Origin of the sequence: Streptomyces sp. NPDC005576 (assembly GCF_042871745.1) — a bacterium.
GTDB lineage: Bacteria > Actinomycetota > Actinomycetes > Streptomycetales > Streptomycetaceae > Streptomyces.
The window spans coordinates 236,486-249,396 of record NZ_JBIAJC010000004.1 but is presented as its reverse complement, the minus strand read 5'-3'; the positions used below and the strand labels follow the sequence as shown (position 1 = coordinate 249,396).

The window sequence follows — 12,911 nt, the reverse complement described above, 5'->3', positions numbered from 1 at the left end:
AGCCGGGGGATGGCGGGGGGCTGCCCCCACCGTCTCCAGGACGAGGCACTTTTGACCGACCCCTAGGGGGATCTCCCCCCAGAGCCCAAGGGGACGGTCCTCCCCGTGGACGACGTGATCAGGGCACGTCATTCCTTAGCGTGTTCATCAGGTCGCGGAGTGCGGCCGGTGACGGTGGACGGGTGGGGTTCACCGCGTTCGCAGGGCGGTGTACGCCCAACCCCGGAGGAGAGAAATCGTGACGACGGCTGTGACCAATCCCAGGCACGGGGGCGCCGGAGAACGGACTGCCGTGGCAGCGCGAGCACGTGGGGTGGTGAAGGCGTACGGCACGGGCGAGACACGGGTCATCGCCCTCGACCACGTCGATGTCGACATCGCACGCGGTGAGTTCACCGCGATCATGGGCCCGTCGGGCTCCGGCAAGTCGACGCTGATGCACTGCCTGGCCGGACTCGACACGGTGACCTCGGGCGAGATCTTTCTCCACGAGACGATGATCACCGGCCTCAAGGACAAGAAGCTCACCCAACTGCGGCGGGACCGCATCGGGTTCATCTTCCAGGCGTTCAACCTGCTGCCGACGCTGAACGCGCTGGAGAACATCACGCTGCCGATGGACATCGCGGGCCGCAAGCCGGACGCCGCCTGGCTCCGGCAGGTCGTGGAGACGGTGGGCCTCGGTGACCGGCTGAAGCACCGGCCGACCCAGCTCTCCGGCGGCCAGCAGCAGCGCGTCGCGGTCGCCCGCGCCCTGGCCGCCCGGCCCGAGATCATCTTCGGCGACGAGCCGACCGGAAACCTCGACTCCCGGGCCGGCGCCGAGGTACTGGGCTTCCTGCGCCGTTCCGTGAACGACCTCGGCCAGACCATCGTCATGGTCACCCATGACCCGGTCGCCGCCTCCTACGCGGACCGGGTGCTCTACCTCGCGGACGGCAAGATCGTCGACGAGATGCGCAACCCCACGGCCGACCAGGTCCTCGACCGCATGAAGAACTTCGACACCCGTGGACGGACCTCATGACCGTCTGGAAGACCTCGCTGCGCAACTTCCTCGCCCACAAGGGGCGGATGGCCCTCTCGGCCGTCGCCGTACTGCTGTCGGTGGCCTTCGTCTGCGGCACCCTCGTCTTCACCGACACGATGAACACCACGTTCGACAAGCTCTTCGCGGTCTCCGCGCCGGACGTCTCGGTCGGCCTCAGGTCGGCCGAGGAGTCCGACGCCGTACCGGACTACGGGAAGCCGGAGACCATGCCGGCGTCCCTCCTCGCGCAGGTCGAGAAGGCCGAGGGCGTCAAGAGCGCCGAAGGCCAGGTATCCACCATGCAGGTGACGATCGTGGACAGCCACGACAAGAACCTCAGCCCGGAGACCGGCGCCCCGACCATCGCCGGCAACTGGACGCGTAACGACCTGCGTTCGATGAAGATCAGCTCGGGTCACGCACCGCGCGGACCCACCGAGATGATGATCGACTCCGGTACCGCCGACAAGCACGGCCTGAAGCTCGGTGACGAGCTGCGCACCATCACCTCGGCCGGCGAGATCCGGGCGAGGATCACCGGCATCGCCGAGTTCACCGTCACCAACCCCGGTGCCGCCGTCGCCTACTTCGACACCGCGACAGCCCAGCAGAAGCTGCTCGGCCGCCCCGACTCGTACAGCATGATCAGCGTCACCGCCGCATCGGGCGTCAGCGACGCCGAGCTGAAGGCCAACGTCGCCACCGCGCTCGGCGACACCTCCCTCTACACGCTGAAGACGCAGGCCGAATCGGCCGAGGACAGCAAGGACTCCATGGGGTCCTTCCTCAACGTGATGAAGTACGCGATGCTCGGCTTCGCCGGGATCGCCCTCCTCGTCGGCATCTTCCTCATCGTCAACACCTTCTCCATGCTGGTCGCCCAGCGCACCCGTGAACTCGGCCTGATGCGCGCCATCGGCTCCAGCCGCCGCCAGGTCAACCGCTCGGTGCTGGTCGAAGCCCTCCTCCTCGGGATCGTCGGCTCGGTCCTCGGCGTCGCGGCCGGCGTCGGACTCGCCATCGGCCTCATGCAGCTGATGGGCGCCGTCGGCATGGAGCTGTCCACCGACGACCTCACCGTCGCCTGGACCACGCCGGTCGTGGGACTGGCGCTCGGCATCATCGTCACCGTGCTCGCCGCGTACGTACCCGCCCGGCGCGCCGGGAAGGTGTCGCCGATGGCCGCCCTGCGCGACGCCGGAACCCCCGCCGACGGCCAGGCCGGACGCGTCCGCGCCGTCCTCGGCATCATCCTCACCGGCGCGGGCGCCGCCGCCCTCTGGGGCACGGCCCACACCGACGGTTCGAGCGGTGGCGCGTTCCTGCTCTGCGTGGGCGTGGTCCTCACCCTCCTCGGGTTCATCGTGATCGGCCCGCTCCTCGCCGGAGTGGTCGTACGGGTGCTCAGCGCGGTCCTGCTCCGGTTCTTCGGCCCGGTCGGCCGGATGGCCGAACGCAACGCCCTGCGCAACCCGCGCCGTACCGGTGCGACCGGTGCGGCCCTGATGATCGGCCTCGCCCTGGTGGCCTGCCTCTCGGTCGTCGGCGCGTCCATGGTCGCCTCCGTCACCGACGAGCTGGACAAGTCGGTCGGCGCGGACTTCATCGTGCAGACCGCCGACGGCCAGCCGATCGTGCCCCAGGCCGCCAAGGCCATCGAGGCCGTCCCCGGCCTGGAACACGTCACCCACTACGCCTACCTCAACGCCACCCTGACCGCCCCCGACGGCAGCAAGGACGACGAAGCCCTCGTCGCCGCCGACCCCACTTACCAGCAGGACGTGCACCGGGAGGTCCTCTCCGGCGACCTCGCCGCCGCCTACGCCGACGACTCCGTCTCGGTCGGCGGGGACTACGCCGAGAAGCACGGCGTCAAGGTCGGCGACACCCTCGACGTGGCGTTCAAGGCCGGCGGTACGGCGAAGCTCGAGGTCGCCGCCATCACCTCCGACGACACCAGCATCGACGGCGGGGCGAAGTACATCAGCCGAGCCACCGCCGCCAAGCACGTCGCCGCCGACCAACTCCCCGACAGCCTCCTGATGTTCGCCCAGGCGAAGGACGGCCAGGAGGAGACGGCCTACGCGGCGCTGAAGAAGGCGCTCGCTCCGTATCCGGTCTACCAGCCCCGCAACCAGGCCGACTACAAGGAGGACCTCAAGGACCAGGTCGGCCAGTTGCTGAACATCGTCTACGGCCTGCTGGCGCTGGCCATCGTCGTCGCGGTGCTCGGCGTGGTGAACACCCTCGCCCTCTCCGTGGTCGAACGCACCCGTGAGATCGGCCTGTTGAGGGCGATCGGCCTCTCCCGCCGGCAGCTGCGCCGGATGATCCGCCTGGAGTCGGTGGTCATCGCCCTCTTCGGAGCCCTGCTCGGTCTCGGCCTCGGGATGGGCTGGGGCGCCTCCGCCCAGCGACTCCTCGCACTGGAAGGGCTGAACGCGCTGGAGATCCCCTGGCCGACGATCATCACCGTCTTCGTCGCCTCCGCGTTCGTCGGCCTGTTCGCCGCCCTGGTACCGGCCTTCCGGGCCGGCCGGATGAACGTCCTCGCCGCCATCGCCACGGACGGCTGATCACCGTAACGAACGCAACCGCGCCCCGGGACGTCTCCCTCGACGTCCCGGGGCGCCCGCGTCGCACCACCTGCGCTCCTCCGGAGGGGGCCGGGCCGGACCCGCGACCCGAAAACCCCAAGGTGCCCGGGTGCCCGAGAAACCCGAAGGCCCGGGTGCCCTGGACACCCGCGGAGGCCGTACGCCGCACGTTGCGCACGCGACTGTCCGTCGCGGGTCGTAGGCTGGAGACCCCGGCCCCGTTCCACGTGTCGGGCCCTTCGCGTTGCGTCCCCCCGGGCGCCGCGCGCAGCTCCTGGCAGCAGCCGGCTGCCGGGAAGCCCGAAGCCACCCCGGACGGAAGCCCTCCATGAGCCTGCACGGTCTGCTGGATCTCGTCGCACGCGATCCCGCGCTCTCCGAAGCGGTGAAGGCCGCCACCGACGGTCACCGGATGCACGTCGACCTGGTGGGTCCACCCGCCGCCCGCCCCTTCGCCGTGGCCTCGCTGGCCCGGGGGACCGGGCGTACGGTCCTCGCGGTCACCGCCACCGGACGGGAGGCCGAGGACCTGGCCGCCGCGCTGCGCACCCTGCTGCCGCCGGACTCCGTCGCCGAGTACCCGTCCTGGGAGACCCTGCCGCACGAGCGGCTCTCGCCCCGCTCGGACACCGTGGGGCGGCGCCTCGCCGTACTGCGGCGCCTGGCGCACCCGCGCGCCGACGACCCGGAGACCGGGCCGGTGAGCGTGGTCGTGGCGCCCGTACGTTCCGTACTCCAGCCGCAGGTCAAGGGGCTCGGCGACCTGGAGCCCGTGGCGCTGCGGGGCGGGCAGAGCGCCGATCTCGGCGAGGTCGTCGAGGCGCTCGCCGCCGCCGCGTACTCCCGGGTCGAACTTGTCGAGAAGCGCGGCGAGTTCGCGGTACGGGGCGGCATCCTGGACGTCTTCCCGCCCACCGAGGAGCACCCCCTGAGGGTGGAGTTCTGGGGCGACGACGTCGAGGAGATCCGCTACTTCAAGGTCGGCGACCAGCGCTCCCTGGAGGTCGCCGAACACGGACTGTGGGCAGCGCCCTGCCGGGAGCTGCTGCTCACCGACGAGGTACGCGCACGCGCCGCGGAGCTCGCCGCGGCCCACCCCGAGCTGGGCGAGCTGCTGGGCAAGATCGCGGAGGGCATCGCGGTCGAGGGCATGGAGTCGCTGGCGCCCGTGCTGGTGGACGACATGGAGCTGCTGCTCGACGTCCTGCCGAAGGGGGCGATGGCCCTGGTCTGCGACCCGGAGCGGGTCCGCACCCGCGCGTCGGACCTCGTCGCCACCAGCCAGGAGTTCCTGCAGGCGTCCTGGGCCGCCACGGCGGGCGGCGGCGAGGCCCCGATCGACGTGGACGCCGCCTCCCTCTGGTCCATCGCGGACGTCCGCGACCGGGCGCGTGAGCTCGGCATGATGTGGTGGTCCACCTCCCCGTTCGCCGCCGACGACGAACTCGACGACGACACCCTCAAGCTCGGGATGCGTGCCCCGGAGGCGTACCGGGGCGACACCGCACGCGCGCTCGCCGACACCAAGGGCTGGATCGCCGACGGCTGGCGCACGGTGTACGTCACCGAGGGCCAGGGGCTCGCCTCCCGCACGGTCGAGGTGCTCGGCGGCGAGGGCATCGCGGCCCGGCTCGACGCCGACCTGACGGAGATCTCCCCGTCGCTCGTGCACGTCTCCTGCGGCGCCATCGACCACGGCTTCGTGGACGCGGGGCTGAAGCTCGCGGTGCTCACCGAGACCGACCTCACGGGCCAGCGCACCGCCACCAAGGAACTCGGCCGGATGCCGGCCCGCCGCCGCAAGACCATCGACCCGCTGACACTGGAGGCGGGCGACTACATCGTGCACGAGCAGCACGGCGTCGGCCGGTACATCGAGATGGTGCAGCGCACCGTCCAGGGCGCGACCCGCGAATACCTGCTGGTCGAGTACGCCGCGGCCAAGCGCGGCCAGCCCGGCGACCGGCTCTACATCCCGACCGACCAGCTGGAACAGGTCACCAAGTACGTGGGCGGCGAGGCGCCGACCCTGCACCGCCTCGGCGGCGCCGACTGGACGAAGACCAAGCAGCGCGCCAAGAAGGCCGTCAAGGAGATCGCCGGCGACCTGATCAGGCTCTACAGCGCCCGCATGGCCGCCCCCGGCCACGCTTTCGGCCCCGACACCCCGTGGCAGCGTGAACTGGAGGACGCCTTCCCTTACGCGGAGACGCCCGACCAGCTCTCCACGATCGCCGAGGTCAAGGAGGACATGGAGAAGACGGTCCCGATGGACCGCCTGATCTGCGGCGACGTCGGCTACGGCAAGACCGAGATCGCGGTACGCGCCGCCTTCAAGGCAGTCCAGGACGGCAAGCAGGTCGCCGTGCTCGTCCCCACCACTCTTCTCGTGCAGCAGCACTTCGGCACGTTCACCGAGCGGTACTCGCAATTCCCGGTCAACGTACGGGCGTTGAGTCGTTTCCAGTCCGAGGCGGACTCCAAGGCCACCCTCGCCGGACTCAAGGACGGCGCCGTCGACCTCGTCATCGGAACCCACCGGCTGTTCTCCTCCGAGACCCAGTTCAAGGACCTCGGCCTGGTCATCGTCGACGAGGAGCAGCGCTTCGGCGTCGAGCACAAGGAGCAGCTCAAGAAGCTCCGCGCCAACGTCGACGTCCTCACCATGTCCGCCACCCCCATCCCCCGTACCCTCGAAATGGCGGTGACCGGCATCCGCGAGATGTCCACCATCACCACCCCGCCCGAGGAGCGGCACCCCGTCCTGACCTTCGTCGGCCCGTACGAGGAGAAGCAGATCGGCGCCGCCGTACGCCGCGAACTCCTGCGCGAGGGGCAGGTGTTCTACATCCACAACCGGGTCGAGTCCATCGACCGCGCCGCCGCCCGGCTGCGCGAGATCGTCCCCGAGGCGCGGATCGCCACGGCGCACGGCCAGATGTCCGAACAGGCCCTGGAACAGGTCGTGGTGGACTTCTGGGAGAAGAGGTTCGACGTCCTCGTCTCCACCACCATCGTCGAGTCCGGCATCGACATCTCCAACGCCAACACCCTGATCGTCGAGCGCGGCGACAACTTCGGCCTCTCCCAACTCCACCAGTTGCGCGGGCGCGTGGGCCGGGGCCGCGACCGCGGGTACGCCTACTTCCTCTACCCGCCGGAGAAGCCGCTCACCGAGACCGCCCACGAGCGCCTCGCCACCATCGCCCAGCACACCGAGATGGGCGCCGGCATGTACGTCGCCATGAAGGACCTGGAGATCCGCGGCGCGGGCAACCTCCTCGGCGGCGAACAGTCCGGCCACATCGCGGGCGTCGGCTTCGACCTCTACATCCGCATGGTCGGCGAAGCCGTCGCCGATTACCGGTCGCAGATGGACGGCACGGTCGAGGAGGAGGCGCCGCTGGAGGTCAAGATCGAGCTTCCTGTCGACGCCCACGTCCCGCACGACTACGCCCCCGGCGAGCGGCTCCGCCTCCAGGCGTACCGCGCCATCGCCGCCGCCAACTCGGAGGAGGACGTCCGCGCGGTCCGCGAGGAACTCACCGACCGCTACGGCAAGCTCCCCGAACCCGTCGAGAACCTCCTCCTCGTGGCCGGCCTGCGGATGCTCGCCCGCGCCTGCGGGGTAGGCGAGATCGTCCTCCAGGGCCCGAACATCCGTTTCGCCCCGGTGGAACTCCGCGAGTCGCAGGAACTGCGCCTCAAGCGGCTCCACCCGAAGACCGTCATCAAGGCCACCGCCCACCAGATCCTGGTGCCCCGCCCGACCGCCGGCCGTATCGGCGGCAAGCCGATCGTGGGCCGCGAACTGCTGGCGTGGACGGGGGAGTTCCTGACCACGATCCTGGGATCGTAGGACGCGGGATCGTCCGGGGCGCGGTGCCCCGTCGGCCGTCGGGAGGGTGGCCCGCCAGGGCGTGGCGAGCCACCCTCCCGCGCGTCACGCGGGGGGCCCGTCGCCATGCGTCGGACAGTCGAGCCAGACTGCGGGACGGTCGTGAGGAGAGACGTGGGCGGCGGAGCAGGAAGCACATCGGCGCGCTGATGGGGAGGGGCGCGCGTTCCAGGTCGACATCATGGCCATGGCGCCGCGGCGGCAGCGGTTGCGGCACGAGATCAAGATCGGATGACGGTGTCCACAACCGGGGGACAGACTCCAGGCGTCCCCTCTCCCGCCGCCCCGCACCGCCGCCCGCCTGTCGGTGTCAACATCTGCGTGTATGTGCCACGTCCGGGTGGGCTTCGGGTCGCCGGGGCGGATCGCGGGACGGGGTGGGCAGCCTTCAGCTGACCGCCGCACCCGGGCCCGGGAGGGGAATTCGTGGGACAGCCCCGTCCGTACACACGCGCCATCACCGAGGGACCGACTCCGGCCGACGTGGCGGGCGTCCCCGCACTGCCCTACGCGAGTGGGTGGGCTGCACTCGCCTTCGCGTCCGAGCTGAAGCCGGGGACCGTGCTGACCCGGCCGTTCGCCGGGGAGGACGTGGTGCTGTACCGGCTCCGGTCGGGAGCGTTACGTGCCATCCGGCCGTACTGCCCCCATCTCGGCGCGCACCTCGGACTGGCTCACGTCGAGGGCGACGCACTCGTCTGTCCCTTCCACCGGTTCGCCTTCGGGCCGGACGGCACCTGCGTACGTACGGGGTACGACACCCCGCCGCCGAGGTCGCCGCTGACGCGGCTGCCCGTGCACGAGGTCAACGGGGCGGTCTTCGTCTGGCGGCACCACGACGGCCGGGAACCCGACTGGTTCGTCCCGCCGTGGCACGAGATCGGCCACCGCCCGGCCCGCGAGGCCGCGTGGGAGCTGGGCGGGAACGTCCAGGAGGTCATCGAGAACTCCGTCGACCTCGGCCACTTCGCCACCCTGCACGGCTGGCAGCGGGCGGAGATGGGCGGGCCGGTGGTGTACGACGACGCGACCTTCCACGTCTCCATGCGCGCCCACGAGTCGGCGCCGCTCCTCGGTGACTTCGTCGTGGACATCGAGGTGGACGGGTACGGCCTCGGCTGCCTCCACGCCGACGTGCACACGCCCCGGCTCGGGCTGCGGATGTGCACGATGGTGCTGCCGACCGCCGTCGGACCCCACCGGATGCAGTTCCGGCAGCGCAACCGCATCGCCTTCACCGAGCCCTCCCGGCTTCCCGCCCCGCTCGCCCGGACGGTGAGCCGGACCGCCGCCCGGCTGCTGGACCGGGCGGTCTTCCGGTCCAGCTGCGAGTTCACCGCCGCGGACTTCCCGATCTGGAACCACAAGCAGTACCTCCAGCCGCCCGGCCTCGCTCACGGCGACGGCCCGATCGGCCCGTTCCGGCGCTGGGCCCGACGCTTCTACCCGCCGGGGGGCGGGGACGGCGGTGCGGTGCCGGCGGCGTGGTCCACCGGCCGCGAGAGCCAGGCAGCGCGCGAGGTCGAAGCCTGACGGCTGCCCGAGCACTCGGGCGGCGTCCGGCAGATGCCGGCCGGGGTCACGCGTCGTTGAGGTTGGTGATCAGTCGGCGGAGCAACTGCCTGGCGGTGACGTGCTCGTCGGGGGAGAGGCCCATGGCCGATCCGATGGCCACCGGGACGCCGGTGGCCTTCTTCCGCAGGTCCGTACCGGCCTCGGTGAGGTGGACGGCGACGGAGCGTTCGTCGTCGGGGCGGCGTTCGCGGCGGATCAGACCGGCGGCCTCAAGGCGTTTCAGCAGGGGCGAGAGCGTGCTGGACTCCAGCTGGAGGGCGCTGCCGAGATCCCGGACGCTCATGCCGTCCCGCTCCCAGAGCGCCAGCATGACGAGGTACTGCGGGTACGTCAGGCCGAGGGCGTCCAGCAGCGGCCGGTAGCGGGCGGTCACCGCCCGGGAGGCCGCGTAGAGGGCGAAGCAGAGCTGGTCCTCCAGCAGCAGGGAGCCCTCTTCTTCGGACGGCTCCACGACCTGGCCCATGGTTTCTCTCCTCAATCCACGTCGTCCGGTGACCACTAGGGCCTGTAGGGGGTTCGCCCGCGGCGTCGGGGGGCTGGGCACGCACGCTCGGCGTTGCCGAAAAGCCCTGGTAGCTCCACCACCAAACCGCTCCGGCGCCTTGCGACCACACGCACCCAGCCCCGCTCCTTCTGCGCGTGGCCACCCCATACAGGCCCCAAGCCTAACTTCTGGGCCCAAGTGAGCGATCCCATCGTGCATGACTCCATCGTGCATGACCTCATCGCTGGCTATTCAGTTGTGCACGACTTAATCGCGTGTTACTTTTTCTCCACCAGCACCGACCGGGACGACCGGCCGGAGCGATCACCGCCCCAGCCGTCGGCGCCGTACCGGCGCCGACCGTCCCGACCGAGGAGAACGTCATGAGTGAGCAGGCCGTCCGCCCCGTCCTGGAGCCCGCCGCAGCCGCCTTCGCCGAGGCCACCGCGAATCCGCCGTACCTCTTCGACCTGGAGCCCGCCGAGGGCCGCAAGGCCGTCGACGAGGTGCAGTCCGGCGAGACCGTGAAGCTTGAGATCGAGGAGGAGTGGATCACGGTCCAGGGCGGCCCCACCGGTTCGGTCAGGGCTCGCATCGTCCGGCCCGCCGGTGCTGAGGGCGCACTGCCGGTGGTCATCTACCTCCACGGCGCCGGCTGGGTCTTCGGCAACGCCCACACCCACGACCGGCTGGTCCGCGAACTCGCCGTCGGCGCCGGTGCGGCCGTCGTCTTCCCCGAGTACGACCTCTCCCCGGAGGCCCGCTACCCCATAGCCATCGAGCAGAACTACGCGGTGGCCCGCTGGGTCGTCGCCGAGGGGGCGGCCCACGGTCTGGACGCCACCCGGATCGCGGTGGCCGGTGACTCGGTCGGCGGCAACATGAGCGCCGCACTGACCCTGATGGCCAAGGAGCGCGGAGACGTCCCGCTGGTCCAGCAGGTGCTGTTCTACCCGGTCACCGACGCGAGCTTTGACACCGGTTCGTACCACCGGTTCGCGACCGGTTACTTCCTGCGCCGCGACGGCATGCAGTGGTTCTGGGACCAGTACACGACCGACGAGACCGAGCGCGCCCAGATCACCGCGTCCCCGCTGCGCGCCACCACCGAGCAGCTCACCGGCCTGCCCCCGGCCCTGGTCATCACTGCCGAGGCCGACGTCCTGCGCGACGAGGGCGAAGCGTACGCGAGCAAGCTCCGCGAGGCCGGAGTGCCGGTCACCGCCGCCCGCTACCAGGGCGTCATCCACGACTTCGTGATGCTCGACGCCCTGCGCGGTACCCACGCCGCCGAGGCCGCCATCCGCCAGGCCGTCGACGTGTTGCGTACCGCCCTGCACACCGCCTGATCGCTCCACCCGGGAGCCCTGTCTCCCCCGTGCCGGCCGTGCCGGCGCCTCCTCGCTCGCCCGATTCCCCGCTCGCCCCACCCACCTCACTTGGAGCTCTCGTGTCCAGCGGAAACAACACCGGCACCGTCCCGCAGCAGGCCGGCTCGACCCGGCCGACCGTCGTCCTCGTGCACGGCGCCTTCGCCGACGCCTCCAGCTGGTCGGGCGTCATCCAGCGACTGCGCCACGACGGCCACCGGGTCGTCGCCGTGGCCAACCCTCTGCGCGGCCTCCACGACGACGCCGCCTACCTGAGTGGCGTGCTGGCGACCATCGAGGGCCCCGTGGTCCTGGCGGGCCACTCCTACGGCGGTTCCGTGATCAGCGAGGCCGCCGCCGGGAACTCCGCCGTCAAGGCGCTGGTCTACGTCGCCGCGTTCATCCCGGACACCGGCGAAAGTGCGGGCGCACTGTCCGGGAAGTTCCCCGGCAGCACGCTGGGCGACACCGTGGAGGCATCCGCCTACCCCCTGCCCGACGGGGGCAGCGGCACGGAACTCACCATCAGGCAGGACCTGTTCCACCAGCAGTTCGCCGCCGACGTACCCGCCGGGACCGCCCTCGTCATGGCGGCCACCCAGCGGCCGGTCTCCACCCGCGCACTGGAGGAGACCGCGCTCCGGGTGGCCTGGAATTCCATCCCGGCGTACGCGCTGGTCTCCGGCCGGGACCTGAACATCCCGCCCCGGGCCCAGCAGTGGATGGCCGAGCGGGCCGACGCCCACGTCGTCACCGTCGAGGGAGCCTCGCACGCGGCCACGGTCTCCGAACCGGAGGCGGTCGCCGACCTCATCCGCCGCGCGCTGGGCGACATCGGCTGATCCGGGTCGATCCTTCGGGCCGATCGGCCTCGACCCCGTCGAAGCGCTGGTCTCGTTCGCGGCGGTGGGCGCCGCCCCCGTCGCGGTGTTCGCGAGTCGGGGGTGGAGTGAGCGGGAGTGGACGGCCGCCGGGGAGCGGCTGGTGAGCCGGGACCTGCTGGCGCCGGACGGCACGGCGACGGAGGCCGGCCGGGCGCTGCGCACGGAGGTGGAGCGGCGTACCGACGAGCGGGCCGCCGGACCATGGCGCGCCCTCGGCGAGACGGACCGGGCCCGTCTCGCCGAGCTGCTGGGCGCCCCGTGGCTGGACATCATCGGATCCGGCCTGCTGCCGGCGGAGAACCCGCTCGGCATCGGGAAGGTGTGAGGGCAGCCCCGCAGCCCGAGCAGCCCACACCCTCGCAGCCCGCAGCCCGCAGCCCGCAGCCCGCAGCCCGCAGCCCGCAGCCCGCAGCCCACGGCGCACGGCGCACGACGCACGGCGCATCCTCGGTCGGCCCGGGCCGACGGGCCCGGGCCGGTCGGGGGCTGGAATGTGCACCCGGATCCCCGCGTTCCGTTACACATGAGCAGTACATCCGCGCATGTCCCACTTCCCGGGCCGCTCCCCGGCCCGGACCCGGGGCTGCCCCGCGACCGGCATTCCGAGCGGCTTCCCGACCGGCCCGCGCCGGACGCCGTTCGCGAGCGGATCGCCGCCGAACGCGCCTCGACGAGTGAGCAGATCGAGGCACTGCGACGCGACTTCGACGGGATCGTCGAGGCGAACGCCCTCGTCGCCGTCGACGACGAGCACGACCCGGAAGGGGCCAGTACCGCGTTCGAACGGGCCCACGTCGCCGCCCTCCTCGCCCGGGCCGATGAACACCTGGCCGAGTTGGACCGCGCGTGGGAGCGACTGGACCACGACGACTACGGCCGGTGCCGGAGCTGCGGCGAGGAGATCCCGGCCGCCCGCCTGGAGATTCGCCCGGAAGCGACCCTCTGCGTCGGCTGCGCGGCGGAGCGGGAGAGTCGCCGCCGCTGAGATGTCGGCCGCCACCGGTGCGCTGAGGAGCCGTCACACGGGGACCCGGCGCGTGGAGGACCAGCGCGTGGGACCCGGCGAGTGCAGG

General features: G+C 71.5%; 8 protein-coding genes and 1 pseudogene. 8 read left to right on the top strand and 1 reads right to left on the bottom strand.

All coding sequences use genetic code 11. From position 1 onward, the window contains the following. The first annotated feature begins 238 nt into the window (after positions 1–238). The 4 genes from ACFYPN_RS09185 (at position 239) to ACFYPN_RS09170 (ending at position 9,058) form a co-directional block, all read left to right on the top strand. Positions 239–1,027 carry an ABC transporter ATP-binding protein gene (locus ACFYPN_RS09185; RefSeq protein WP_389297468.1) on the top strand — a complete coding sequence of 263 codons (789 nt, stop codon included), beginning with the start codon at positions 239–241 and terminating at the stop codon, positions 1,025–1,027. Beyond that, positions 1,024–3,606, top strand: a complete 2,583-nt coding sequence (locus ACFYPN_RS09180; protein WP_389297466.1) for an ABC transporter permease — start codon at positions 1,024–1,026, stop codon at positions 3,604–3,606. The genes ACFYPN_RS09185 and ACFYPN_RS09180 overlap by 4 nt, the downstream gene beginning before the upstream one ends. A 349-nt stretch (positions 3,607–3,955) precedes the next feature. Continuing rightward, a complete protein-coding gene (gene mfd / locus ACFYPN_RS09175; protein ID WP_389297464.1) occupies positions 3,956–7,486 on the top strand; it encodes a transcription-repair coupling factor in 3,531 nt (1,176 codons plus the stop codon). A 465-nt stretch (positions 7,487–7,951) separates the two neighbouring features. After that, positions 7,952–9,058, top strand: a complete 1,107-nt coding sequence (locus ACFYPN_RS09170) for a Rieske 2Fe-2S domain-containing protein (protein WP_358760838.1) — start codon at positions 7,952–7,954, stop codon at positions 9,056–9,058. Positions 9,059–9,104: 46 nt separating this feature from the next. Here the strand turns inward: ACFYPN_RS09170 and ACFYPN_RS09165 are convergent, their stop codons facing one another. Beyond that, positions 9,105–9,563 (bottom strand): MarR family transcriptional regulator, encoded by a 459-nt coding sequence (locus tag ACFYPN_RS09165; protein WP_358760839.1) that lies wholly within the window; start codon positions 9,561–9,563, stop codon positions 9,105–9,107. Positions 9,564–9,967: 404 nt separating this feature from the next. Here ACFYPN_RS09165 and ACFYPN_RS09160 point away from each other — a divergent pair, with 404 nt between their 5' ends. From ACFYPN_RS09160 to ACFYPN_RS09145, 4 genes and pseudogenes are all read left to right on the top strand, one after another. Continuing rightward, positions 9,968–10,933, top strand: coding sequence for an alpha/beta hydrolase (locus ACFYPN_RS09160; protein WP_358760840.1), 966 nt, complete (start codon positions 9,968–9,970; stop codon positions 10,931–10,933). A gap of 101 nt (positions 10,934–11,034) precedes the next feature. Next, positions 11,035–11,796, top strand: coding sequence for an alpha/beta hydrolase (locus ACFYPN_RS09155; protein ID WP_358760841.1), 762 nt, complete (start codon positions 11,035–11,037; stop codon positions 11,794–11,796). A 25-nt stretch (positions 11,797–11,821) separates the two neighbouring features. Then, positions 11,822–12,163 (top strand): annotated as a pseudogene (locus tag ACFYPN_RS09150) (hypothetical protein); the annotation flags it as partial. A 198-nt stretch (positions 12,164–12,361) separates the two neighbouring features. Continuing rightward, on the top strand, positions 12,362–12,823 hold the full coding sequence (locus tag ACFYPN_RS09145) for a TraR/DksA family transcriptional regulator (RefSeq protein WP_389297461.1): 462 nt from the start codon (positions 12,362–12,364) through the stop codon (positions 12,821–12,823). Positions 12,824–12,911 lie beyond the last annotated feature (88 nt).

Excerpts from the sequence above, each read along its gene's own strand:
- ACFYPN_RS09180 (WP_389297466.1), top strand. The coding sequence starts at position 1,024 with ATGACCGTCTGGAAGACCTCGCTGCGCAACTTCCTCGCCCACAAGGGG.
- mfd (WP_389297464.1), top strand. The coding sequence starts at position 3,956 with ATGAGCCTGCACGGTCTGCTGGATCTCGTCGCACGCGATCCCGCGCTC.
- ACFYPN_RS09165 (WP_358760839.1), bottom strand. The coding sequence starts at position 9,563 with ATGGGCCAGGTCGTGGAGCCGTCCGAAGAAGAGGGCTCCCTGCTGCTG.
- ACFYPN_RS09160 (WP_358760840.1), top strand. The coding sequence starts at position 9,968 with ATGAGTGAGCAGGCCGTCCGCCCCGTCCTGGAGCCCGCCGCAGCCGCC.
- ACFYPN_RS09145 (WP_389297461.1), top strand. The coding sequence starts at position 12,362 with ATGAGCAGTACATCCGCGCATGTCCCACTTCCCGGGCCGCTCCCCGGC.